Origin of the sequence: Acinetobacter sp. ANC 5054 (assembly GCF_002135295.1) — a bacterium.
Taxonomy (GTDB): domain Bacteria; phylum Pseudomonadota; class Gammaproteobacteria; order Pseudomonadales; family Moraxellaceae; genus Acinetobacter.
In genome coordinates this window covers 117,485-143,227 of record NZ_NEGG01000005.1, presented here as the reverse complement: position 1 = coordinate 143,227, position 25,743 = coordinate 117,485, and the positions used below count along the sequence as shown (strand labels likewise).

Sequence of the window (25,743 nt, the reverse complement as noted above, 5' to 3'; positions counted from 1 at the left end):
TCTGGTTGATCTTATTGGAAAGAAAAACCATCTAAGTTGAGATTATTTGCAGAAAGTGCAAGATCTAAACTTGAAGTTTGGTAGTCTTGTTCACGTTGTTTCAAAATATCTTTAGAAACGTGACCAGCTGCAATTTCACGAAGTGAAACAACAGTTGGTTTGTCATTATCCCATTCTACAGTTGGTTCAATGCCTTGACGTGCCAATTGACGCGCGCGTTTGCTTGCCACTAGTACAAGCTCAAAGCGGTTGTCTACATGGTCTAAACAATCTTCAACGGTTACGCGTGCCATAAGAATTCTCGTTTGAATATAAATTTTTAACAGACTGTGCAGTATAAGGTGCTTTGTCTATAGACTCAAGTTTTAATCATTGATCACTGGGCGTGATTAATTTTTGAATCAAGTTCTCATGGCGAGTTGCTTGCTGTTTTAAAACAAGGCGATTGGCAATAATCACAGATTCAAGATCATGCAATGCTTTATTAAAGTCGTCATTAATAATGACATAGTCAAAATTGACATATTGCTGCATATCTTCAACCGCACAACTTAAGCGATGTTCAATGACTTCAACAGAGTCCGTGCCGCGATTGGATAAACGTTGACGCAAATCGAACTGACTTGGAGGGAGAATGAAAATTTGTCTAGATTCAGGAAAAAGCTTACGAACTTGTTCAGCACCTTGCCAATCAATTTCAAGTAAAACGTCATGACCTTTTGCCAATTGGTCTTTTACAGTACGCTGAGCAGTACCATAGTAGTTGCCAAAAACTTCTGCATATTCAATGAAACCACCTTCATTTACGAGCGCTAAAAAGTCTTCTTTTTTTGCAAAATGGTAATGAACGCCATCTAATTCGCCAGGACGCTGACCACGAGTCGTATGAGAAACAGAGACATGTAAATTGTTTACACGTTCAAGCAGGGCTTTAACGAGGGATGTTTTGCCTGTTCCCGAAGCAGCAGAAACGACAAACAAGAGACCCGACATGATATTTTTCCTGATATGATAAAATATCTTCTCTATTTTAGAGTAGACGCGCGCCAAACAAAATAGTCAGACGTCTATTGTTTGCATTTATTTCAAGTGATACCCGTAAAAAATGAGTGGGCATTGAGGATTCTATGGAAATTGTTTTAGCTAATCCACGTGGTTTCTGTGCAGGGGTAGATCGTGCTATCGCGATTGTAAACCGTGCACTTGAATGCTTTAACCCGCCTATTTATGTACGTCATGAAGTAGTGCACAACAAATTTGTCGTGGATGATCTTCGTCAACGTGGCGCAATTTTTGTCGATGAACTTGATGAAGTGCCGGATGACAATATCGTGATCTTCAGTGCGCATGGTGTATCTAAAGCGGTACAACAAGAAGCGGAACGCCGTGGTTTAAAAGTGTTTGATGCGACATGTCCACTGGTCACGAAAGTACATATAGAAGTCACTAAGTATGCGCGTGAAGGTGTTGAAGCAATTTTGATTGGGCATGAAGGGCACCCAGAAGTTGAAGGTACAATGGGGCAATATGACACCAAAAATGGTGGCTCAATTTATTTGGTTGAAGATGAACAAGATGTTGCTGATTTAGATGTTCGAAATCCAGAAAAAGTAGCTTTCGTTACTCAGACTACACTATCTATAGATGATACAGCGAAGGTGATTGATGCCTTACGTCAGAAGTTTCCTGAAATTCAAGGCCCACGCAAAGATGATATTTGCTATGCCACACAAAACCGTCAAGATGCGGTGCGTGATTTGGCGGAGCAATGTGATGTTGTGTTGGTTGTGGGTTCGCCAAATTCATCGAATTCAAACCGACTACGTGAACTCGCTGAGCGTATGGGGAAACATGCTTATTTGGTCGATAATGCCGATCAATTACAACAAGAATGGTTTAATGATCAGACTAAAATTGGTGTCACCGCAGGTGCATCTGCGCCAGAAATTTTAATTAAGCAAGTGATTCAGCGTTTACAGGATTGGGGGGCAAAAGCACCACAAGAGCTAGATGGGCGTGAAGAAAATATTACATTTAGTTTGCCAAAAGAGTTACGTATTCCTGTAACTCAGGCTTAAAGTGTTAATCGCTTAACATTCTGAATTTTTTTAAGAATTGACAGATAATTGCTTTTTGGCAATTATCTGTTTTTTTATGCCATTTATCCTTATTTGTGTTGGTTTTGTAAAATTATTAGATATTATTTTTAATAGGGTAAAGTTTTGGTGCCTTGGGGGGAGTATGCAGAAAAATAAAGGTTTTACGTTAATTGAGTTGATGGTGACGATCGCTGTATTGGCGATTATTGCCATGATGGCTGCACCTTCATTTATTAATTTAGTTCGAAATTATCAGTTAACGACAGATACTCGTGATTTTATTGACCTGTTGGCTGAAACTCGTTCGGAAGCCATTTTTAAGCAGAAACCACAGATTTTAGCTGTAAATGCAACGGTTGCTGATTCATATAAAACTTGGGAGCCGTCTTATATTCAAAAAGATAGTGGTGAGACGTCGATAACATTTAAACGCTTAGGTCAAACAGATAATGCAGAGTGCTTTATTTTTTCGCACAAAAGTGATTCAACATTAAAAGCTTATGTCTTTGTACAAAAAGGTGGAACAGTCGTGTACAACAAATCTTTAACCAGTTGCCCAACCTAAAATTAGGGAAAAATATAATGATAAATTCTCAAAAAGGTGTTGGTTTGATTGAGGTGTTGGTCGCGCTTATATTGCTTAGTATCGCAGTATTGGGTTTTGTTGCATTACAAATTCGAGCTGTTACAGCAACGACTGAAGCCAGTATGAATGTTCAAGCAACTAATATTGCACGTGATTTGGCAGAAAGAATGCGTATGAATCGTGAAGGCCTACTTGACTATAAAAGTGATGAGAGTGCGGCAACAAAATGTGCTGCAGAATTTTGTACACCTACGGAAATGGCTCAATACGACTATGCGCAAGTAAGTAAACATGCTACCGATTTAGGTATGAATATGAATGTTTTAAATTGCCAAGGCTCAACATTGGTTCGTAAATGTGTATATGTTGCATGGGGTGGTACTACAGCAACAAATGGCACGGCAGCAACAGACTGTACAAACGGTGCCGCATATATCCCAAATGCACAATGTATCATTATGGAGGTCTATAACTATGGGAGCTAATAGACATACGACTTCTTATCACTCGACCTATGGTAATCGAGTAAATGCTGGTTTCACCTTAATCGAGCTTATGATTGCATTGGCATTGGGGCTAATCATCGTTGCTGCGGGCTTAGCTATCTTCTTTAGCAGCTCGAGATCCTTAAATTTACAAAACAGCATGGGCGAATTACAACAAAATGCGAATTTTGGCTTATCTGTAGTTACGCATGATATTCGTCATACAAATCTAAATACATTGTCTTCTCAGCGCGTCAACAATATTACTAATGGTTCAGGTGTCATTTTTACTAAAGAAAATCTTCCAACCACTTTAGCTGCTTTTAGTGATTTAGAAAGTAAATATGCGACTGCACAAAATAATGATGCTGATAATACTTCGGGGAATAGTGACCAATTTACAATGCAATATGTTCCTGCGGAAGAAATAATCACAGATTGCGAAGGGAATGATATTGACGATGCTTCATCAAAGATTATTGTACAACGCTATTTTGTAGCTGAAACACCACAACAAGTTGCAGGGGAGCCAAAGTCTTATTCTTTGTATTGTGATGCAGGTTCTTACGAATCGACTAGCACAACGATAGATGGTTTGGGCGCGAATGCACAACAAATTATGCAACGAGTGGATGCATTTAGAATACGTTTAGGTGTTAAGAATCCAGCTGGAAACTTAAGATATATGACGATAAGTGATTATAAAGATGAGATGAATGGTATTTTAGATGCCGAGCCTTGTGAGGCTGATAAATATGCGACATCTTGTACAAAGACTTATTTAAATGTGGTTTCAATTGATGTTGGCGTATTATCTCGTTCGACTGGCACAATTGGGGCAGATGCAAGTCTAAATACAAAAAAGACATTTGAAGTGGCAGGACAGAATGTGACTTTAAAAGGTGATGAGGCATTAAACAAAAAATATCTTCGCCAAGCTGTAAATCAAGTTGTTGCCATTCGTAATACATTGGGGGCATCGTAATGAATCAACAAAAAGGTGCGACATTAATTACAGTATTAATTATTTTAGTCATTATTACTTTAATAGGAACAATTGCGGTGAAGTCGGGTATTTTGGGGCTTAAAATTGCTACGAATAGCCAGGTTAATTCGCTACTTATGGGGAATTCTGACTCAGCATTATTTAATATTGAAAACCCAAATCAAATTGCAAGACAAATGGCATTAGATGGCATGTTTGCTTATTTTAACTCTGCGGCGAATGCAAAAGATGAATTGGTTTTTTGCTATAGAGCTAGTGAAAGTAGTTTTTTTAAGTTGTCTAAAGCAAGTGCAATTTCTGCAGATGGTTCAACGACTAAGCAAGGTGTCAGTGGATTTTGTAAAGCAAATCAGTTTTCAATGGGGCGTTCAGCTGTTATTTCCCAAATTTATTTAACTAAAAATACAACGACCGAAGCACCATTTAGTAGTGTTCCTAAGGGTACCAGTGTTGGTCAAAGTCCAGTTCCATCAAGCACCAATAATATTGGTGCAACAGTAATTTCTATACTACCAAGTTTTTCTGCTGCATCTAAAGCTGATATTGAGGCTTGCTTTAAAGAGAAAAGTTCAGAAGTAGCAGCATGTTTTGATGGCTTAAATATTCCATACAATATGCAACATTCTGATTATGTCGTTGGCGGTCAGCCAAAATTGGTATCGTAAGGAAAGAGGATTTAGTGATGAAAAAGTTATATCAAAAAAATATACTTTCGGCTTCGGTATCAATGATGATGACTTTGGCACTATGTCAAAGTGTGGCAACGCAAGCCAGTGATATTGATATTTATACAAATGCGACTGGTGGGCAAACTTCGATTTTACTAATGTTAGATACTTCAGGGAGTATGGGGATTAGTTCTTTGGTTATGCCTAAGAATTATCTTTGGGGAAGTCCTGGAGATGTTGATGGGGCATCTTTATGTAGTAGGACAGATGTTTCAGAAACAGGAAGTGGCACTAGAAATTTTAAAGCTTGGACTTATAATTTAGCAGGATTTCAAAATTCTATTCCTGTAAAGGCGGAAACAACCTCTACAAACGCTACGGCAATATCTAAAACTGTCACTATTGTAAATTCTGAAAACTCTAACGAGAGTACTACAATTACATATTATCTGCGTGGTTGTACTAATGGTGTTAATTGGCAGTATGATCGGTTGTCGCGTTTAAAGGATGCAATAATTCCTTTATTGGCTGGTAATGATTTATCAGATAAGGTCGTAATGGGTTTGGGGCAATTTTCTGCAAAAACTGGGCTAAATGTATCTGGTTCTGAATTAAAGTTAATTGACGGACATTCAGGTGCTATTTTAGTAAAAAACCATGAGCTTGATTATGGCCATCGTGTTGAGTTGGCTAAGAAAGTGGCATCGTTTCAATCGTTGGATAATAAAACATATGGGAATGGGAGGCAAAAGGTAAGTTTGGGTGTAGATGGTGAGTCATATATTTCTGCAACTAGTGATACAAAATACGTATCAAATATATTGCGTAAATCTAGTAATTTATATCCTTTAGGAACTAAGCAGTATAAAACTGCTGGCGGTACACCTGCTGTTCAAGCTTATGCTGAAGCTGGAGCTTATATGATGGGTACCACAACGGGGGTTAATAATTCACATTCATCTTTAACCGCCATAGAGTGGATATATGATGGTTCAATGACTATGCAGAATGTTAATTCTCCATATGATCAAGTGCATTTTATTTGTGTAGAACTTACAACAGGAGCGAATGCCTTAACTTCTTCTGATTTTAAAATTTCAGGTAAAGCAAATGATGTTAAGCAATGTATTAATAATTGGCCAAGTGTAGATGCTGGCAATAAAACAGTTAGTACCAATGTTGTAAATGGCGTTTATCAAAATAGTAATCAAAGTGGAACGGTTTTTAGACCAGATGGAAATGGTGGTTGGATTCAAATTGTAGGGCAGACTAATTTTAAAAATGCTTTAAAAGCGGCTGGTGTCTCTAGTAATGGTGAAATGACTAGTGGTTGGGAGACATTAAGTAAGTTGCCTGCAGGTTGGCGTTATGGTGGTTGGATGAAGGTGGATCAAGAGCCATTGGATATTGAGCCGATAGTAGGTAAGGTTTGGGGACCATATGCAAACAATTCGGCATATGGCATTGTTGCATACAGGAGTAATCCATTTGCTTTAGTTGAAAAAGCAAGTACTAATTTAGCAGATTCTTACACTGATAATTTGGTAGGTGGTTACAGGTACTCAGTCGAAAATAGTAAGAATATATCTACAGGTAAATATCATCCAGCAGGAAGTGCAAATACATGTAATGGTAATGGGATTTACTTTTTAACAGATGGAGCTCCTAACTCAACAAAAGATAATATGGCACAAGCCATTATGAATACAACTCTAAGTTCAGTGGATTATGAATTTAAAGGTAAGCCATCTGGAACTGGAACGTTAATTTCACCTAGGTTAAAATCAAATCTATTTTCTGGTGAAACAGGTGGTTGGGAATATATTGGTGAATACTCGAAGAAGATTTTAGATCCGACCAAAAATCCCGGCAGAATGAAAATTAAAACGGCTGTCGTTGGTTTTGGTTCTTCTTTTTCAGGTTTAACAAAAAATACAGATGATACATATAATTGTGCAAGTGCACCCAATGATGATGCAAAAAATGCATGTTTATGGGGAAGCTCAGCCTATGGTGATGGTGGTTTCTACTATGCTGAAGATGCGGATGATATTAAAAATAGTATTATAAAATTCGTCACTAATGTAACCCCTGATTTTGAACCTATTGCAACAGGTTCACCTACACTACCGCAAGATGCCTTAAATCCATTAACAATCCAACCTTATGGTTATTACGCATCATTTACACCAAAGCCCCAGGCGGAATACCGTTTGTGGATGGGTAATCTTAATAAATATAATATCCATAATGGCCAACTTTATAATAGTTCTAATACTATTAAGTTGATTAAAGACGATGGTTCGCTTAACTCAAATGCAAACGGACTTTGGAGCGGAGGCGTGCTCGGTCAATTGGCTTTAGGTACCGCACTTAATTCGGAGAGTGAAGCATATGTTCGACGGACTATTTTTACCAATAGAGAGATTAGTTCGTCGACGCCATATACCGCAAATGAAACAAATTCTCTAAAAGAATTAAATGTAAATGCATTGTTTGGTACAGGTACGAACGCCTCATTTGTTAATGATCCACAAAAAAATTATTGGTTGAACTTGTTGGGTTACAACGTTGCTGCTAATGCAACTGGAATTACCTTAAATAGTTTGTCTTCTGCTACTGAACTTCGTCAGTTTGGTACAGTAATGCACTCAACACCAATTTTACTTACCCAACGTGGTGCAATTAAAGTTGATGTTGCAACGGGCGCATTAGATACAACAGATCGTGATGATTATTTGCTCTTTGGTAGCTCACAAGGGCTTTTACATGTTGTAGATGTTAAAACAGGTAAAGAAAAATTTGCATTTGCTCCTCATGAGATGATGGAAAGGCAGCGAGATGCATTTTTAGCTGAAAAATCGACCACTGGCGGATCTGCTAATTTGTTTTATGGGATTGATGCACCATGGACTGCGTATACTCAATATGTTTCAAAAGAGGATGGTTCATTAACAGTTCAAACTTCCGATAAGACAAGTGATGGTGGTACAAACACAGATTTAGCACTCAAAGGCTTACAGTGGGTATATGGTGGTCTGCGCATGGGCGGTAACAGTTACTATGCATTGGACCTTACTAACTTAGATAAGCCTAGCTTGAAATTCCATATAGATCCAAAATTAACAGGCTCGAAAATATATAAATCTGGCTCCACTGTGTCTGTAGAAGCACTAGATTACATGGGGCAAAGTTGGTCTAAACCGACGCTGGCTTATGTAAACTTTGGGGGTGAAAAACGTCCAGTGATGTTTGTAGGTGGTGGTTATGATGCAGGTTATGAAGCTGCTGATTACAATCAAACTACAACCAACGGTGGTGGTGCTGGTGTTTATATGTTTGATGCAGATACGGGTGATTTACTGTGGTGGACAAGCGCAAATGCTACAAAAGCCTTAGGAGCTCAGGCATTCACTGATGCGAGCGACGCAAATATCAATATGAAATACAGTGTTGTGAGTCAGATTAATGCAGTCGATCGTGATAATGATGGTTTAGTGGATAATCTTTATTTTGGCGATTTAGCAGGGCAAGGCTTCCGTGTTGATTTAAACAATCTTGCAACGGGTACAGATGAAAATGCTAAAAAAGCTAACTTTGCTAAACGCGTTGTTCGCTTATTTGATGAGCATGCAGCGGGTGGTGCAAGCCCACGTTTCTATGAAATGCCAAGTGTATCGATTCATGAAAGTAACAATGGCTATATCGCCGCAGTTGCTTTTAGCTCAGGGAATAGAAGTAAGCCTTTAGTCGGTGCTACAGGAACAAACCATAATGGGTCTACAGTTAGTGCAGATGATGGTGTATTTGTTGTTTATGACAAAGATGTTGCTAAACCAGCACTATATGATGAATTGACACTTGTAACGAATAATATAGCCTTAGAATCGTTAAATCATGTAATGGATGATGGTGTTCCTGTCGCCGATAACGATGGCTGGAAATATACTTATTCTGACAAGGCAGGTGTGTATAAAGGCATGAATGAACTTTATGCACTGGATAGCATGCTCTATGTAAACGTATTCCATCGCGATGGTACGGGTATTGGTGGTAATTGTGGTGCTGGTGTTAAAGGTGATTCCTATGTGTATCAGTTCTGCTTACCAACAGGAAAATGTCCGTTTGCAACAACAACATCAGGTGAACCTAATAAAGTTAAAATAGGTGCTGGTATTTTAGGTTCTGGCCTTGGATTAGGTCATAACAATAATAAAGATAATACTGGCTTGGTAGTGCCACGTCCGGGTAGTGTGGATTGTGAAGTTACTGCAAATAAAAACTTGCCTGAATGTCAATTGTTTAGTACGACCGCAAATTTAAGACAATTGCGTTGGTATGAAACACGCTAGGAGTAAAGAGATGAACTTTTTTTCTAGTTTAATACGAACGCATAATACACAGCTGACTGTTTCTGCTACAGCTGTGCAATTAAATTCGGTAGCGCAATTAAAAAAGGCAAAAGGTTTTACATTAATTGAGTTGATGATCGTGGTTGTTGTTGTTGCAATTTTGGCAGCAATCGCGATCCCAAGTTACAGTCAATATATTGAACGTAAAGATCTTGCCATCGCTCGTCAAGAAGCCTTGCGGTTGGCAGGAGAGCTTGAGCGTTTTAAATCTAAAAATTTTAGTTATAAGGGTTTTGATGCAACTTATTTATATGGTTATCAAGGTACTGATTCCGATGGGAATTCTACCAGTGAAAGCTATTATGACAAAGCGACAGGAAAATTGTCATTGCCTTTAGGTGCGAGTGGCGCAGATGTTAAATATATCATTACCTTAGTTGATGGTGGTACTGGTCATAAACCTTTGACAATTGTAAATAGTGAGGGTACAGAAACAACTGATTCTGAAAGCGTTAATGGATTGAGTTGGGCTATTTCTGTGGAACGTGCTAAAGACGGTTCGGAGCCTAAACAGCCACGTAATTATGATTTGCTTTTAACCAATACGGGCCTTCGTTGTATGACAAAAGTAAAAAATGTTGTGACAACATTCGTAGACTGTGGTGATGATGATAATAGTGAGTCATGGTAATGAAGAGCGTGAAAGGATTTACATTAATTGAGCTGATGATTGTTGTGGTTATTATTGCAATTCTTGCGGCAATTGCTTATCCCTCATATCAAAACTATGTACAGAGAACTAAACGTGCTGATGCGCAAGCAGAAATGATGCAAATTGCACAAAAAATGCAGAGCTATTATGTTATCAATCATAATTATTCATCTGCTACGATAGATGGTTCAAATACTACAGTAGACTTCCCTAGCCATGATGCATTGTACTCACTAGATTTAGATGCAGGGGATCAAACTTGGACACTCACAGCAACTCCTAAAACTACTGGCGCAATGAAAAGTACAGGAAGTTTAACTATAGACAGCACAGGTAAACAATGTTGGGAAAAAACATCGGGTACGTGTGAACCATGGGACGGCAAATAACCTCAAATTCAAAATTGTGGATAAACAATTTTTGATCTTTCATTCGGGGCAAATTTCACGTAAAATATTGCCCTCTATGAAAGGGGTTTGAAATGTATCGATGGTCGGTACAGGGATAATCCGTAAAAACTATAAGGTTCTATCATGGTTGTTATTCGTCTTGCACGCGGTGGTGCTAAAAAACGTCCATTCTATCAAATCATTGTGACTGATAGCCGTAATGCACGTGATGGTCGTTTCATCGAACGTATCGGTTTCTTCAACCCTACAGCTCAAGGTAAAGCAGAAAAACTTCGTTTAGATGCTGACCGTTTTGCTCACTGGGTTTCACAAGGTGCTCAACCTTCTGAACGTGTTGCTTCTTTAGCTGCTGAAGCTAAGAAAGCTACAGCTGCTGCTTAATTCGTAGTAGGTTACCCATGACACCAACACAGAATGTTCCCGAAGATCGTATTCAGATTGGACAGCTACGTTCAGCATATGGATTAAATGGGTGGCTCTGGGTCTATTCCAATACAGAACCTATGAGCAACATCTTTGACTACCTTCCTTGGTACATTGAGACCAAAGCGGGTTGGCAAACGACAGATGTTAAACGTTGGAAACCACATGGCAAAGGTTTGGTTGTTTCGCTAAAAGGTGTGATTGATCGCACTGCAGCAGACAATTTAGTCGGCGCAAATATCTGGATTTCAAAATCGCAACTGCCTCAACCGGGCGTGGACGAGTACTATTGGTCAGATTTGAAAGGCTTAACTGTGTTAGGTCTTGGCGATGAAGAGCAAGAAGTAAATCTCGGTCAAATTCACGAACTGTTTGAAACAGGTGCTAACGATGTGATGGTGGTTCGTGCCACTGCCGAAAGCGTCGATAGTGAAGAGCGAATGATTCCATGGCATAAAGATGTGGTACAGCGTGTTGATCTCGAAGCTGGTCGTATTTACGTAAATTGGGGCGTAGATTACTAATATTTTTTGGAAATAAGGGAGTCTGCGATGTTTTTTGCAGTCATTACGCTTTTTCCTGAAATGTTTGAAGCGATTACAGCCCACGGAATTAGCGGGCGCGCGGCAAAACGTGATTTGATACAAGTTCATTGTATCAATCCACGCGAATTTGCTGAGGGCAACTACAAACGAGTGGATGAACGTCCATTTGGTGGTGGCCCAGGCATGGTGATGATGGCTGAGCCTTTGGCAAAAGCAATCCAACGTGCTAAAGAGCTTGCAGTGCAAGCGGGTGCAGTTCATGTTCCTGTGGTGTATATGTCACCGCAAGGCAAAACCTTAAATGAACCTGCGGTACAAGATTTCGTCAAATATGACGGGTTGATTGTATTGTGTGGTCGTTATGAAGGGGTAGATGAACGTTTGATCCAAAAATATGTTGATCAGGAATGGTCAATAGGCGATTACGTATTATCGGGTGGTGAACTCCCTGCAATGGTTCTGTTAGACAGTATTATTCGGAGACTTCCGGGTGCGATGTCTGATGAACAATCACATGTGCAAGACTCATTTGTGGATGGTCTTTTAGATTGCCCACAATATACCAAGCCAGACCATTTTGAAGGTTTGGATGTTCCTGAAATTTTAAAGTCAGGACATCATGCAAACATTGATAAATGGCGGTTTTTGCAGCGATATCAGCGCACTTTAGAACGCCGACCTGAGTTGGTTGAAAAAGTTGAGTTGACGAAGCAGCAAAAAAAATGGCTCAAAGATTCGCACATTCAAAAGTAGTCTCTATTTTTGAGTTTGCAAAATCAGAAGCATAGCTTCAAACAGATACTTAGAAATGATTTTAAGTATTTTAATAGGCTCTTAATACATTGAAGTGGTCAAGTATTGAGAGAAAGTTAAACGGGTAACATGCGCTTTAGCCTCTATACCCTGCGATGATCAGACCTCTTCTGACTCGCGTAATCGGAGATACCCCATGAGCGGTAAACATCCTTTAGTACAAGCTGTTGAAAATGCACAGTTGAAACAAAACATCCCTGCTTTTGCTCCTGGTGACACAGTAGTTGTTCAAGTAAAAGTAAAAGAAGGTGAGCGTGAACGTCTTCAGGCATTTGAAGGTGTTGTAATTGCTAAGAAAAACCGTGGTTTGAACTCTGCGTTCACAGTACGTAAAATTTCTAGCGGTTTCGGTGTTGAGCGTGTATTCCAAACTCACTCACCAATCGTTGCTGGTATCGAAGTGAAACGTCGTGGTGACGTTCGTCGTGCTAAACTTTACTACCTACGTGAATTGTCTGGTAAAGCTGCACGTATTCGTGAAAAATTACCAGCTCGTAAAGCAAAATAATTTGTTTTACAACGCTGAAAAAAATGCGCCTTTTGGCGCATTTTTTTATGTGAGAAAAATATTATAAACCTTGAAGTTTTAAACGATTGGCATGTTGACGATAGACATCCACTGGATCAGGTGCGAATAATGCTTTCAAGCCCAAGACTTGATTGACTTCATCCAGATGGTTCCAATTGTAGTTGTCGCGGATGGTTTTACCGAATTTAGCGCTGCATTTTGAAACTAATCCATCATTGTCCTTACCACCGTCAATCAGTAGCGCAGTCACTTTTAGGGCAGAATCCAAATCGAGAATATTGGTCACTTGCCCGACCCCAGTAAATGAATAGTTGTAAATTCCCTTCTCTACACTGTTGCCTTCAGCACAAGCGGACTTAGGTAAGCCAAGAGGGAATGCGGCATTAAATTTTGCAGAGCCAGCGAGAGTTAGGCTACCACCACCTGCCAGTGAATCATGCGGGTATGTGTTTGGATCCAGTCCTTGTGCCCAGACAATTGCTTTAGAGACAAAATTGACTACACTCACCAGTGGCTTTTCCACCGCTGTTCCTTCAGCTTTTAATATTAAATCCGCGACTGGCGAGCCTTGATGTGGCCCACCGATACTGGTGAGTGATGCCACGACATCTGGGCGCACACCCGCAACATAACGAATAGTCGGGCCGCCATGACTATGTCCCACCAAATTCACTTTAGCTGCACCTGTAATGGCACGTATTTCCAAAACTTGTTGGAGGAGTTGTTCACCACGAACTTCAGTGGAATTAAAAGGAGACACACGTGATGCCCAGACATTCGCACCATTACGTGCTAAGTCGGGTAAAATTTGATACCAGTAGTCTAGTCCAAAAGCGTCTGTACCAACTTTAATAAAACCACCCATGCCATGGTTAAACACAATTGGATATTGAGTTTTAGCGTAAGTGGATGTTGCTTTTGCAGTTACTTGAGAAGCTTGAGATGCCGATGCGCTACTGATAACCGTCGCAGCAAGCAGACCTGCAATGAGTGTTAAGTATTTCATGAGTGATCCTCAAATATTTTTGTTTTATGACAATTTTTATTGTCATCTTTAATAAATCAATCAACGCTTTCCTTTGCAAACAGAACTAGATTAAGTGAACGTAGAGATGTAACAAAAATCACAAGAGTGATAGCGGTTTATGACGAATTCATAGCAAATTTATTTTTAATAAAAAATAGGAGGACAGCAGCCCTCCTATTTATAACTATTTAGCAAATAAGATTTATAGGCCTTGAAGTTTTAAGCGATTGGCATGTTGACGATATAAGGCTACAGGGTCTTGAGCGAATAGACCGGTTAAGCCGAACATCATGTTCGCCAAGTCTGTATGGTTTAGTTTATAGCTGTCATTAATCACTTTACCCATGTACGCGCTGCAACGAGAAACCATACCGTCGTTATCTTTGTTTCCGTAAGATAAAGGCCCAAGCTGCATCAGAATAGTATCAATATCCAGAAGGTTGGTGGTTTGAGCGACACCTGTCCACGAATAGTATTGAATCCCTTTACTGTCGACTTGCTTAAGGTTCTTACTACAATTCTCAGAAGCTGCCAATACGCCATCAGAAATTGCAGATTTTGCCACAGTGCTATTAAATGTCGCTGAACCTGTTTGACTTAAAGATTTCATTGACGCATCAAAATCAATTTCAAGTTCAGGTTTTGCCTGACCTAAAGCAATCAGTGGACCAACAATATAATCGCCTAAAATGTTGAAAGCGGTACGAGATATCTTATTGCCTTGAATATCATCAGCCACTTTAGAACCATGATAAGTTCCTGCGACACCTGTGATTGATGCGATGTATTGTGGTTTGGTCTGTGCAACATACAGCACAGTTGGACCGCCATGTGAGTGACCAATTAAGTTCACTTTACTTTTGCCTGTAATCGCCATCACATCTTCAACTTGCGCGATCAGTTGCTCACCACGATGGGCAGTGGTATTTGCTGGAGATAATTGTGCTGCGAAGACCGTTGAACCGTTACGTGCCATATCCGGAAGGATTTGGTACCAATAATCTAATCCGACAGAGTCAGTACCAATGCGTGACCAACCTAACCAACCATGTACCATTAAAATCGGATACTTGGTTTTGGCATAGTCTGATTTTGCAGTTTCCTTAACTTGTAGGACACTTGGAGCTGCTTGTGCGCTTGCCGATAATCCTATCGCTAAGCCTGTGAGTGCAGCAAATGAAGCCATCTTGGCCTTGTTGATTAAAGTTTGCATAAACTTTCCCTTATTGATGTTGTTTTTATTGCTTTGTAATAATTTGAAGCATTCTCTCTTTGTTCTTTCGCATCTTTGCTGTTGGCAAAACCAACACATTTGAGAGTGATTAAGGCACAAAGACGCCACAACATTTTTTCATGCTTAACTTGAAATTCCATGTCATTTTAGGACATGGAATGTGCTGAAATGACAGTGAAAATTATATACATTTGTCCTTTAATGACATGTGAATGCTTAACTGTTGTTATTTAATATATTATTGAAAATATTCAGTTTATATTTACAAATAAAAACATTGTAAATAAAAAAGGACGCCAAGTAGGCATCCTTTTTTTAATTTGAAACTCGTAAAATTGATGCCAATTACAATCCTTGTAATTTTAAGCGATTGGCATGTTGACGATATAAGGCCACAGGGTCTGGAGAAAATAAACTGCGTAATCCAAATACCATATTTACTTCATCGAGATGGTTATGGTTATAGTCATCACGAATAACCTGACCTAAATGTGCGCTGCAACGGCCGACCAAACCATCATTGTCTTTATTGCCATAGGCCAATGGGCCTAGTTGGCTAATGACGGTATCTAATACATCAAGTACATTGGTCGTCTGAGCTGTCCCTGTCCAAGAATAATAGTAGATTCCTTTATCGATTTTAGCACCTGATTTATTACAGTCAGATGCTAAGGCTGCTGTTGGAAATTTAGCATTAAAAACAGCAGAACCTTTTTCACTGATAGATGTTAATGAAGCATCAATGCTGTTTGGTAGGTTTGAATTGCCTTCTGCCCAAGTAATAATTGGTGCGAGCAATTTGTCACCGAGTACCCCAAAAACCGTATTCAGACCTTTATTGGCTTGAATTTTATCGGCAACCAATGACCCTCGGAATGTCCCCGCAACCCCTGTAATCGATGCGACATATTGTGGTTTTACCGCAGCAATGTAACGTGTGGTGGGTCCACCATGAGAGTGACCGATTAAATTCACTTTAGCTTGGCCTGTTAAAGCCAATACATCTTCGACTTGGGCAAGCAGTTGCTCGCCACGAACTTCGGTCGACTCAAGCGGGGAAACTTGCGCGGCAAAAGTATTGGCACCATTACGTGCCAAGTCTGGCAAAATTTGATAGAAATAGTCCATGCCAAAGCTATCAAAGCCAATGCGCGTAAATCCAAACATACCGTGGGTAAATACAATCGGATATTTAGTTTTGGCGTAGGTTGCTGTGGTCTTTGCCGTCACATGTTGTAAACCTTCTCCAGCTTGAGCTGCTGACATCGCAAGCACGCTAGAGCAGGCAAGTAGGGCAGTGCAGGCGATATTCTTTTTGTTTTGCATAATTTCATCCTGAAATGATGGTGTTGTTTTATGATCCTATTATTCTGAAAAAGGCAGTTTTCCACCTTGATCATGGACCGCTTCAAAAGTGCTTAAGCGCAATTGATCTTCTTTAGATTTAAATTGTTGATTACGTAATTGTTGAACCGCTTGTAGTTTGGCGCTATCACTCATATTGCTTTTCATAATGGTGTCGCGTTCATTCAGATATTGGTTCACATTTCCTTTCCACTCACTGCGTTGACTATCAAGATTTTCAAGGCGTTGCGTTGCTTCAGCGCCCACCAGATTTAAACGCATTTGACGGATTTCATCACTTGAGCCACCACGAGCTTTAATGTCTGAGGTTAGTTTGCGTAGATCATCCAGTTTATTGATTTGTTCTAAACTTTCTTTCCAATCTTCTGGCAGCTCATCAAACAGTGCTTTGAGTTTTTGGGCTTTTTCAGCTTCAGAGAGCTTTTTGTCGTTAACCACTTCCATTCGTTTCAACGTATATTCATGGTAGGTATTTTCCTTACCAAATAGACCTTCAATTTCATAGTCCGAGAAGAACTGTTTACGCAGATTTTGCGTGCTGTTGTAAATTGAACGGTAATACTGTGGTGATTCTTTATCATCACCCGGTGGTTGTAAGTCGCCTAAACGTTCACGATATTTCATGTAGCGATCCCACAAATCATAAATTTGCGAGAGTGCAGGTTCTTTATGACCTTGAGCGATATAGGTTTTAAAATCTTTTTTGATTTGATCAATCGATTTTTCACCATATTGGGTAATGAAATATTCAAAGCAATTGCGAGTTTGTTCATTTACAATTAGGCGGTTTGAACCATCCATACTAATTTGACAGTTCACTTCAGTGTCGCTTTGACTTGGACTCATGAGTGACGAGCCAGCGCTATTTGCTAAAGTTGCTGTTTCCCCAGATGCAGCCATGGCAGTTTGTTGCAGTTCAGCATTTGGATTGTTCTCGTTTTGAGTTGCTTTCGGTGAAAGCCAATAAATAAAAGCCGCAGCAATGATGATGACTGAGGCTAAAATGAGCCAGAGTTTATTTTTTTGCATATCCCAATGCACCTTTTTTCCGTTTTAATTGTTTTATGAGTTCTAAATGTGAACTGAATATGACATAAAAGTTCGATAAAAATATAGAAGAGTTGTAAATATTTCATTTAGATTGATACCATGGCGCTGTACTTTTTTAGCCCGATTTTTTCATGAAAAAAGCTTCTCCTAAAATTCAGCGCCGTCCTGTACATGGTGTATTTCTTTTAAATAAACCGCTTGGCATTAGTTCAAATGCTGCCCTACAAAAGGTACGTTGGTTATTTAGAGCCCAAAAAGCAGGACATACGGGTGCACTTGATCCAATGGCTTCAGGTTTATTGCCAATCTGTTTAGGTGAGGCGACCAAGTTTTCACATTTCTTATTGGATTCGACCAAGCGTTATCAAACCACGGTTTTTTTAGGGCATAGCACAACCACGGGCGATGTCGAAGGAGAGGTACTGCTAGAACAAGCCGTTCCAACATTGACTGAAGAAAATATTCAAAATGTCTTGGCGCAATTTGTGGGGGATATTCAACAAATTCCACCCATGTATTCGGCACTGAAAAAAGAAGGCCGCCCTTTATATGAATTGGCACGTAAAGGGATAGAAATTGAACGAGAAGCACGCCCAATCACCATATATGCCATCGAGTTATTATCATTCAATGAGAATAGTATTACACTCGACATTACTTGTTCGAAGGGTACGTATATCCGTGTTTTAGGCGAAGATATCGCAAAAGCCATGGGCACTTACGGACATTTAACCTATCTACATCGTATTCAAACCGGTCATTTTGACCTCAACCCAAGTTATACCATTGAATATTTAGAGAGCTTGACCGAAGCTGAACGTGAAGCCTTGCTATTGCCCGTGTTTTCACCTGTGGATCATTTTACCAAGATCCAAGCACCTGAAGGTCGAGCTGAATATTTTAGTCGGGGTATGGAAAGTAATATTGAGCATGCTGCGGAAGCTCAGGTTTTGGTGTTTGATGGGGAGCGTTGTTTGGGCCTAGCGGAAATTACTGATCGTAAACGTTTAGTGCCAAAACGTGTATTAAATCTTGAATAGTCATTAACAGCAATTGAAGCCACATTATGGAAATTGAACTGATCCTCAGCCTGCTATTTTTTGCATTTTTTGCTGGCGCAATTGATGCGGCTGTTGGCGGCGGTGGATTAATTCAAATTCCTGCCATTATGAATGCCATGCCGCAACTGTCGCCTGCGACAGTTTTTGGTACCAATAAACTTTCATCAATTTGTGGTACGGCTTCAGCAGCTGTGACCTTTTTAAAAAAGGTGAAGCTGCGCTGGAAATTATTGGCAGTCATTGCCAGTTGTGCATTTGTTGCGTCTTTTGCAGGCGCAGCTTGCGTGTCAATGATTCCGAAAGAAGTGCTGCGTCCTTTTGTTTTGGTGATGTTAATTATCATTGCGATATATACCTTTGCAAAAAAACAATTTGGTCAGGTGCATGTGCGTCAGGAACTCACACCTAAGATTTTAATCTTGGCAGCAGTGGGTAGTTTGGCGATTGGATTCTATGATGGGATCTTTGGACCGGGCACAGGCAGCTTCTTTATTTTCTTTTTTATACGCTATTTGCAGGCAGACTTTTTACATGCATCAGCGTTATCCAAAGTCGCCAACCTCACCACTAACCTTGCAGCCCTAAGTTTCTTTATACCGACAGGACATGTGTTATTTGCGATTGGTGCCATGATGGCGGTGGCGAATATTATCGGTTCGATTGTAGGTGTGCGTGCTGCAATCAAATATGGCAGCGGCTTTATTCGAATTTTATTTTTGATTTTGGTGAGTATTTTAATTATTCGTTTAGGCTATCAAACATTTACTGGTCAAGCTTGAACAAATCTTAACAGAGCGACGCTGTTTTCTGCTGCTGATGTGGTTAGTATAAAAAATAAGCATTTTAAGATTGCTGAATAAAAATAGATGAACTAGCCCATTAAGCATCAGAGGACATCATCCACATGAATATTTTTGAAGCTTTACGCCAAAGTCATGAAAAACAAAGAGCACTTTCAGAACAACTAATTCAGACATCGGGTGATACACCTGAGCGACGTGATTTATTTGAACGTCTCAAAAATGAATTATTTGCCCATGCCGTAGGGGAAGATCGGTATTTTTATATTCCTTTAATGATGACCGATTCAGGACTGAATATTACTCGACATGCATTGTCCGAACATCATGAAATGGATGAACTTTTGGAGCAGTTGACGGAAACGGAATTTAGCAATCCGGGTTGGTTAGCGATTGCCAAAAAACTCTCAGAAATAGTTCATCACCATTTGAAGGAAGAAGAACATGGCTTCTTTCAGCAAGCAGGTAAAATTTTAAATGACAAGCAAAAGGAAACGCTAGCAACCCAATATTTGGCTGAATATAAAAAATATAAAAAAGCCGATAAAGATAGTCTCACAGGTTAGAACTTGATCTTGTATGAATGAAAAAAGACGGCATGACCGTCTTTTTTATGCGATTTACTTTTTATCGATTTTAATTTGCAGTGTTGGTTGTTGCTTTAGCAGATCTAAAGGTCACGCCTACAGAAGCCAACATAATGCAGACTAAGGCCAACCATTGCCACATGCCAATGGTTTCACCTAGTAAGACCATCCCAGTGATTGCAGCAAGTGCAGGGGAGATACTCGATAAGGTGCCATAGCTCAGTTTACTCAGAATCTTTAACGCTTTTAAATCCAGTGCATAAGGAATGGCGGTTGCTAAAACCGCGATAACCAATGCTTTAGGCCAATATTGGGTGTCTAGCAATGCAGGCGCATCACGATATAAACCAATCGGCAATAAGGACAACGCAGATAAAGTAATGGCAATGGTGAGCGCATGCATGCCAATATTTTGATGTACGACCTTTTGACCAAAATAAATATAGAAGGCCCAACATAGTCCTGCGGCTAAGGCACATGCTGCACCGAACAGGGAGAAATTTCCGCCCTGCGCTTGTCCCCAAGGCACCATGAGTGCAATACCCAAAATTGCTAAAAACACCCAAATATAGTCACTGCGATTTTTAATTGAAAGCAATGCTAAACCGAGAGGTCCTATGAACTCTAAACCCACCGCAATGCCTTGAGGCAATTTGCCCAGTGACATGTAAAACAACACATTCATTAAACACAGTGCAGCACTATAGCACAGCAGATCACGCCATTTCAGGAAGGACAATCGTTTTAAAATCTGCCATGAGCGAAACATTAAACAAATGATGATGGACGCAAAGCAGAGTCTTAAAATAGTGACGCTGAGCGGATCGAGTACTAAAAATAATTGTTTAGCAAATGAAGCACTGATCTGATATGAAATCATCGACAGCACCATGAACACGACAGCAATGAGTTGTGAATTTGGCATGTGGCACGCAGTTGGTGGGGCAGTGAAGGCCCTATTTTTGAATGTACACAGTATAGCGGTTTAGATCGAATGTGGCGTGATGTTGAGCGTCGGAAAATGAATTTAAAGCCAGTTTCAGCACTTTGAATTTAAAAATATATTGGTTGTTATCGCTTGAACATAGAGCGTAAAAGTTTAAATTCAAAGTTTCCGTATAGATTTGAATTTAAAGTTGTTTAGCCTTTTGCGTGGTATAGGTACAACCTATGGAGGCGCAAATAATTACTGCCAATGCCATCCATTGTGTCCAAAGTAGCTGTTCATGCAAAAAGACAAAACCAGAGAGAGCAGCAATTGCTGGTTCTAAACTCATGAGCGTACCAAAGCTCAGCGCGCTTAAATTACGTAGCGCAATCATTTCTAAGCTAAACGGTAAAGCACTTGCCAGTGTCGCTAATGCGACAAAGTATAAAAGGCTCATGGGTTCAAAAGTCTGCGCGGGAATACCCGCAAATAGAGCAATGGGCATCAAGACACACATGCCGACAAACATGCCTAAGCACACGGTATGATTGCCCGAAACCCCTGACGGTTTTTGACCTGCCACGATGTATAGTGCCCAACACGCGCCTGCACCTAAGGCAAATAAAATTCCAATCGGGTCAAGTCGCTGAGCAGCTTGATCAAATGGGAACAAGAGAATTAGACCAAGAATGGCCAGTCCGACCCAAACAAAATCGAACTTTCGACGTGCTGCAAATAAGGCAACGGAAAGCGGGCCAATAAATTCAAAAGAAACGGCAATGCCGAGTGGGAGACGATCAATCGACAAGTAAAACAGCATGTTCATACCCGCTAAAGCAATGCCATAGCTGATAATCGCTGACCATTTCACCTGTTTGAAATTGATCTGCCAAATTTTAAAAATAAGCGCCAAAATCAATGCACCCAGTAATAGGCGCATGGCGGAAACTGTCAAAATGGGAAATTGCCCAAACAGATATTTGGCAAAAGAACCACTGCTTTGCATGCTGATCATGGCAATGAGTAAAATCAACGGAGCTTGTATCGCAGGGGCAACTTTAAAATTTGGCATACTAAATTTGGATCGATAGTTTAAATAGCGGGAGATTGGCAAAGGCCAGATGGTAAAAACTATCTAAAATAAAAAACCACAGCCCGAAGGCTGTGGCTTCAATATTTGAATAACTTAGAACAATACGCGAACGCGAATCGTACCTTCAACTTCGTGAAGTGTATCCAAAGCTTCTTTAGATGCAGTTGCATCAACGTCCATCACTAAGTAACCCACATCACCTTTAGTCATTAAAGACTGACCAGAGATGTTGATACCGTGTTCAGCAAACAAGTTGTTGATTTTTGAAAGAACGCCCGGCACGTTTTTGTGGATATGAAGTAAACGGTGTTTACCTTCAGTCAACGGTAACGCGATTTCTGGGAAGTTCACTGCAGATAAAGTCATACCTTTATCAGAGTAAGCCACGAATTTTTCAGCAACTTCTAGACCGATGTTCGCTTGCGCTTCCATCGTTGAACCGCCCACGTGAGGAGTCAAAATCACGTTGTCTAAGCCACGAAGTGGAGAAACGAATTCTTCACCGTTTGCTTTAGGTTCTTTAGGGAATACGTCAACCGCAGCACCAGCAATGTGACCAGATTTGATCGCATCTGCAAGGTCTTCAATGATTACACATGTACCACGTGCAGCATTTAGGAAGATTGAGCCTTCTTTCATTTGAGCAAATTGGTCTTTGCCGAAGAAGTTACGAGTTGATGGAACGTCTGGAACGTGTAGAGATACGACGTCTGCATTGGCAAGAAGTTCACCCATAGAACCGACTTGACGTGCATTACCCATTGGAAGTTTAGTCACTGCATCGTAATAAATCACGTGCATACCTAAGCCTTCAGCAAGTACAGAAAGTTGCGAGCCAATCGAACCGTAACCAACAATACCTAAAGTTTTACCACGAGTTTCAAATGAACCAACTGCAGATTTGTTCCAACCACCACGGTGAGTTGAAGCAGATTTAGCAGGAACACCGCGAAGCAATAGAATTGCTTCAGCAAGTACAAGTTCAGCAACCGAACGTGTATTTGAGTATGGTGCGTTGAATACTGGAATACCGCGAATCATGGCAGCATTTAAGTTCACTTGGTTTGTACCGATACAGAAACAACCCACAGCAATCAGTTTGTTCGCAGCTTCAAAAACTTCTTCAGTGAGTTGAGTACGTGAACGAATACCGATGAAGTGAGCATCTTTAACCGCTTCTTTCAACGCTTCACCCTCAAGCGCAGTTTTACGGGAATCGATGTTGGTGTATCCAGCAGCATTTAAAGTGTCGACAGCGTTTTGGTGAACGCCTTCTAACAACAAGAAACGAATTTTATCTTTAGGTAGAGAAAGATGTTGGCTCATTACGGCTCCGCTACAAAGGCCAAATTTAGTGCGCACATAATAGCATAGGACAAGCGCTGATATATATTTCCTTTATGACCGCAGTGTGAGTTATTTGGGCAATAGATGTGTCAAAACTTGTCGCGGTTGGTCTAATTAAACCTGTAATTTCAAAGGTGACATTGGAAAAACCGCTTTTTCTACGGGTTTTGCCTAAAAATACTTTATAATATGCACTCGTGAAAAAAGGTCATTTAATTTGGCTCCTTTTTAATCACGAATGCCTATTCAAAATTTTAATCATTTTGTATTCAACTGAATGATTAATAGGCTATTTATTACTTGTTTTACTTCTTGCAAGGTCTGAAAACGATGAATGCTCCAGTCGCTTTAACCCCAGAGTTATTAACCCAATTGACCGCTATTGTTGGCGAAAGCCGAATTAAAACTGATGCGGATTCCCTTCAAAATTGGGGTCGTGACCATACTAAGCACTTCGATCCAAATCCATCGGTCGTCGTTTTCCCTTCAAGCACTGAGCAAGTTCAACAAATTGTAAAACTTGCCAACCAATTTAATGTGGCGATTACCCCAAGTGGCGGTCGTACTGGTTTGTCTGCTGGCGCTGTTGCGGCCAACGGTGAAATCGTGGTGAGCATGGACAAGATGAACCAAATCTTGGAATTCTTCCCCGCTGACCGTATGGTTCGTGTACAAGCAGGTGTAGTGACTGAACAACTTCAGAATTATGCTGAAGAACAAGGTATGTATTACCCAGTCGATTTTGCATCTTCAGGTTCGTCTCAAATTGGCGGTAACATTGGTACCAATGCTGGCGGTATTAAAGTTATTAAATACGGCATGACACGTAACTGGGTGTTGGGCATGACTGTTGTTACAGGTAAGGGAGACATCCTACGCTTGAACAAAGGCATGGTTAAGAACGCAACGGGTTATGCGCTTCAACACTTATTTATTGGTGGTGAAGGGACTTTGGGTCTAGTGACAGAAGCTGAAATCAAACTTGAACGTCAACCACATGACTTACAAGTGTTGGTGTTGGGCGTGCCTGACTTCGATGCGATTATGCCTGTACTGCATGCCTTCCAAAATAAAATTGACCTCACAGCATTTGAGTTCTTTGGTGAGCTTGCGATGCAAAAAGTATTGGACAATGGTCATGTTCAACGTCCGTTTGAAACACCATGTCCGTTCTATGTATTACTTGAGTTTGAAGCGCCATTTGAGCCGATCATGGATGCGGCAATGGAAATCTTTGAACATTGTATGGAACAAGGTTGGGTGCTTGATGGCGTGATGAGCCAAAGCCTAGACCAAGTACATAGCTTATGGCGTTTACGTGAAGACATTTCTGAGTCAATCGCACCGTTTACACCATACAAAAATGACATCTCAGTTCTGATTACACATGTACCTGCATTCATTAAAGAAATTGATGCGATTGTGGAAGCGAACTACCCAGACTTTGAAATCTGTTGGTTCGGTCACATTGGTGACGGTAACTTGCACTTAAATATTTTGAAACCTGCGGATTTAAGCAAAGATGAATTCTTTGCGAAATGCCAAGTGGTGAACAAATATGTATTTGAAACCGTGAAAAAATATGACGGTTCAATTTCAGCAGAACATGGTGTGGGTATGACTAAAAAACCTTACCTTGATTACACCCGTTCAGCAGAAGAAATCGAATACATGAAAGCGTTGAAAAAAGTGTTCGATCCAAATGCGATTATGAACCCAGGTAAATTGTTCGATCTTTAATTTTTAAAGACGATAAAAAACGCATCTTAGGATGCGTTTTTTTATGCTTCAACATTTTCCAATTTAAGGTTTATGTTTTGAGCGGAGTAGGCATTTGTTTTGTCATGCTTATTTACATTGCTTAAATAGTGTTTTGGACAAATGATCGGCATGATAGGACTGAATAATAAATTTGAGTTGGTTCTATGTATCGTTTAATTGCTGTGTCTGCATTGTGTATGGGGATGTTGGCGGGTTGTGCGACAACGCAGAAAATTGTGTCTAAAGTGGGTTCTTCTGCTACGCCACTCGATCAGGTGTTAAAAGAACGTCCTGATTTGCGTAAAGAGCTGGCGACTGTGGAAATTCGTCAGTACTTTAACCGTGTTGAGTCACCAAATGCAGGGCAGGTAAAAGTCACTGAAACGGGTTTGATGGATGATTCGGTGAAATCGGTTCGTACCATTTATAGTTTTAAATTGGTGGATGGCGACTGGCAGCGTGTAAATACGCAGAAGGAATATCAGTGCCAACGTGGTAAAAATACCAAGACTTTCCAAACAGCGAAGTGTCCTTAATTTATAAAAAGTTAAGGTCTAAATTTTTTATTAAATATTCAGCATGACGGGATCCTTTCATTTTAAATTCGATGATTGGAGCTCGTATCTACTTTTGTTTCGGCAAAATGAGAAGCGTGCTTCGTAAGGAAACCAACTTGCGTAGCATGCTCCTCACCGCAAAACTCGTCAAATGTCATCTTCTATTGTGTAGGTCGCAGAAACTTTACATATTGAAGTATGTCCTGACTCGGACAATTGCGGATGAGTTTCCGCGTACCTTAACTTTTCATCCTAAACATAGAATATTCAATCCTAAAAATATTCTAGTGAATTTGTATAGTTCT

Annotated in this window: 26 protein-coding genes and 1 pseudogene; 17 read left to right on the top strand and 10 right to left on the bottom strand. The window is 40.2% G+C overall.

The genetic code is table 11. The annotated features are described in order from the left end of the window. Positions 1-11: 11 nt before the first annotated feature. Together rpoZ and gmk are read right to left on the bottom strand one after the other, a co-directional pair. The gene (gene rpoZ / locus B9T33_RS07025; RefSeq protein ID WP_086178225.1) at positions 12-293 is read right to left on the bottom strand and encodes a DNA-directed RNA polymerase subunit omega; all 282 of its coding nucleotides are present in this window, start codon (positions 291-293) and stop codon (positions 12-14) included. Positions 294-369: 76 nt separating this feature from the next. Next, positions 370-993: a guanylate kinase gene (gene gmk, locus B9T33_RS07020; RefSeq protein WP_086178224.1), complete on the bottom strand. Its 624-nt coding sequence runs from the start codon at positions 991-993 to the stop codon at positions 370-372. 134 nt (positions 994-1,127) lie between these two features. Here gmk and ispH point away from each other — a divergent pair, with 134 nt between their 5' ends. The 12 genes and pseudogenes from ispH to rplS all read left to right on the top strand — a co-directional run bounded on the left by ispH (position 1,128) and on the right by rplS (position 12,607). Further along, on the top strand, positions 1,128-2,078 hold the full coding sequence (ispH, locus tag B9T33_RS07015) for a 4-hydroxy-3-methylbut-2-enyl diphosphate reductase (RefSeq protein ID WP_086178223.1): 951 nt from the start codon (positions 1,128-1,130) through the stop codon (positions 2,076-2,078). Positions 2,079-2,241: 163 nt separating this feature from the next. Then, positions 2,242-2,664 (top strand): pilus assembly FimT family protein, encoded by a 423-nt coding sequence (locus B9T33_RS07010; RefSeq protein WP_086178222.1) that lies wholly within the window; start codon positions 2,242-2,244, stop codon positions 2,662-2,664. A 17-nt stretch (positions 2,665-2,681) separates the two neighbouring features. Then, positions 2,682-3,170, top strand: a complete 489-nt coding sequence (gene pilV / locus B9T33_RS07005; protein ID WP_086178221.1) for a type IV pilus modification protein PilV — start codon at positions 2,682-2,684, stop codon at positions 3,168-3,170. Then, positions 3,160-4,155 (top strand): PilW family protein, encoded by a 996-nt coding sequence (locus B9T33_RS07000; RefSeq protein ID WP_086178220.1) that lies wholly within the window; start codon positions 3,160-3,162, stop codon positions 4,153-4,155. Before pilV ends, B9T33_RS07000 begins: the two co-directional genes overlap by 11 nt. Then, positions 4,155-4,841 carry a pilus assembly protein PilX gene (locus tag B9T33_RS06995; protein ID WP_086178219.1) on the top strand — a complete coding sequence of 229 codons (687 nt, stop codon included), beginning with the start codon at positions 4,155-4,157 and terminating at the stop codon, positions 4,839-4,841. Before B9T33_RS07000 ends, B9T33_RS06995 begins: the two co-directional genes overlap by 1 nt. Before the next feature lie 17 nt (positions 4,842-4,858). Beyond that, entirely contained in the window at positions 4,859-9,196 is a 4,338-nt protein-coding gene (locus B9T33_RS06990; protein ID WP_086178218.1) for a pilus assembly protein PilC, read from the top strand. Positions 9,197-9,329: 133 nt separating this feature from the next. After that, positions 9,330-9,393, top strand: a pseudogene (locus B9T33_RS16675) (pilin); the annotation flags it as partial. A 493-nt stretch (positions 9,394-9,886) separates the two neighbouring features. Further along, complete coding sequence (locus tag B9T33_RS06980; RefSeq protein ID WP_086178315.1) at positions 9,887-10,297, top strand: type IV pilin protein; 411 nt, start codon at positions 9,887-9,889, stop codon at positions 10,295-10,297. A gap of 144 nt (positions 10,298-10,441) precedes the next feature. Beyond that, on the top strand, positions 10,442-10,699 hold the full coding sequence (rpsP, locus tag B9T33_RS06975) for a 30S ribosomal protein S16 (protein WP_086178216.1): 258 nt from the start codon (positions 10,442-10,444) through the stop codon (positions 10,697-10,699). Positions 10,700-10,716: 17 nt separating this feature from the next. Beyond that, positions 10,717-11,265, top strand: a complete 549-nt coding sequence (gene rimM, locus B9T33_RS06970) for a ribosome maturation factor RimM (RefSeq protein ID WP_086178215.1) — start codon at positions 10,717-10,719, stop codon at positions 11,263-11,265. A gap of 27 nt (positions 11,266-11,292) precedes the next feature. Further along, the gene (gene trmD, locus B9T33_RS06965; RefSeq protein WP_086178214.1) at positions 11,293-12,039 is read left to right on the top strand and encodes a tRNA (guanosine(37)-N1)-methyltransferase TrmD; all 747 of its coding nucleotides are present in this window, start codon (positions 11,293-11,295) and stop codon (positions 12,037-12,039) included. 196 nt (positions 12,040-12,235) lie between these two features. Then, positions 12,236-12,607, top strand: a complete 372-nt coding sequence (gene rplS, locus B9T33_RS06960; protein WP_086178213.1) for a 50S ribosomal protein L19 — start codon at positions 12,236-12,238, stop codon at positions 12,605-12,607. Positions 12,608-12,668: 61 nt separating this feature from the next. On the opposite strand, the gene B9T33_RS06955 is transcribed toward rplS, so the two are convergent. The 5 genes from B9T33_RS06955 to B9T33_RS06940 form a co-directional block, all read right to left on the bottom strand. Continuing rightward, on the bottom strand, positions 12,669-13,634 hold the full coding sequence (locus B9T33_RS06955) for an esterase/lipase family protein (protein WP_086178212.1): 966 nt from the start codon (positions 13,632-13,634) through the stop codon (positions 12,669-12,671). A gap of 223 nt (positions 13,635-13,857) precedes the next feature. Beyond that, a complete protein-coding gene (locus B9T33_RS06950; protein ID WP_416202589.1) occupies positions 13,858-14,841 on the bottom strand; it encodes an esterase/lipase family protein in 984 nt (327 codons plus the stop codon). A gap of 14 nt (positions 14,842-14,855) precedes the next feature. Further along, entirely contained in the window at positions 14,856-15,029 is a 174-nt protein-coding gene (locus B9T33_RS16455; RefSeq protein WP_171263592.1) for a hypothetical protein, read from the bottom strand. 205 nt (positions 15,030-15,234) lie between these two features. Continuing rightward, complete coding sequence (locus tag B9T33_RS06945; protein WP_086178210.1) at positions 15,235-16,215, bottom strand: esterase/lipase family protein; 981 nt, start codon at positions 16,213-16,215, stop codon at positions 15,235-15,237. 39 nt (positions 16,216-16,254) lie between these two features. Next, positions 16,255-17,283, bottom strand: a complete 1,029-nt coding sequence (locus tag B9T33_RS06940; protein ID WP_086178209.1) for a lipase secretion chaperone — start codon at positions 17,281-17,283, stop codon at positions 16,255-16,257. 152 nt (positions 17,284-17,435) lie between these two features. Between B9T33_RS06940 and truB the strand changes: the two genes are divergently transcribed. From truB to B9T33_RS06925, 3 genes are all read left to right on the top strand, one after another. After that, a complete protein-coding gene (gene truB / locus B9T33_RS06935) occupies positions 17,436-18,344 on the top strand; it encodes a tRNA pseudouridine(55) synthase TruB (protein WP_086178208.1) in 909 nt (302 codons plus the stop codon). 26 nt (positions 18,345-18,370) lie between these two features. Continuing rightward, entirely contained in the window at positions 18,371-19,144 is a 774-nt protein-coding gene (locus B9T33_RS06930; RefSeq protein WP_086178207.1) for a sulfite exporter TauE/SafE family protein, read from the top strand. Between the two features lie 125 nt (positions 19,145-19,269). Continuing rightward, positions 19,270-19,731 (top strand): hemerythrin domain-containing protein, encoded by a 462-nt coding sequence (locus B9T33_RS06925; protein WP_086178206.1) that lies wholly within the window; start codon positions 19,270-19,272, stop codon positions 19,729-19,731. Positions 19,732-19,801: 70 nt separating this feature from the next. Here the strand turns inward: B9T33_RS06925 and B9T33_RS06920 are convergent, their stop codons facing one another. The 3 genes from B9T33_RS06920 to serA form a co-directional block, all read right to left on the bottom strand. Then, positions 19,802-20,677, bottom strand: a complete 876-nt coding sequence (locus tag B9T33_RS06920; protein WP_086178205.1) for an EamA family transporter — start codon at positions 20,675-20,677, stop codon at positions 19,802-19,804. A 205-nt stretch (positions 20,678-20,882) separates the two neighbouring features. Next, positions 20,883-21,752, bottom strand: coding sequence for an EamA family transporter (locus B9T33_RS06915; RefSeq protein WP_086178204.1), 870 nt, complete (start codon positions 21,750-21,752; stop codon positions 20,883-20,885). Between the two features lie 114 nt (positions 21,753-21,866). Next, positions 21,867-23,099, bottom strand: a complete 1,233-nt coding sequence (gene serA / locus B9T33_RS06910; RefSeq protein ID WP_086178203.1) for a phosphoglycerate dehydrogenase — start codon at positions 23,097-23,099, stop codon at positions 21,867-21,869. Between the two features lie 351 nt (positions 23,100-23,450). Between serA and B9T33_RS06905 the strand changes: the two genes are divergently transcribed. Continuing rightward, the gene (locus B9T33_RS06905) at positions 23,451-24,860 is read left to right on the top strand and encodes an FAD-binding oxidoreductase (RefSeq protein WP_086178202.1); all 1,410 of its coding nucleotides are present in this window, start codon (positions 23,451-23,453) and stop codon (positions 24,858-24,860) included. A 185-nt stretch (positions 24,861-25,045) separates the two neighbouring features. Then, positions 25,046-25,417 carry a hypothetical protein gene (locus tag B9T33_RS06900; protein ID WP_086178201.1) on the top strand — a complete coding sequence of 124 codons (372 nt, stop codon included), beginning with the start codon at positions 25,046-25,048 and terminating at the stop codon, positions 25,415-25,417. Positions 25,418-25,743 lie beyond the last annotated feature (326 nt).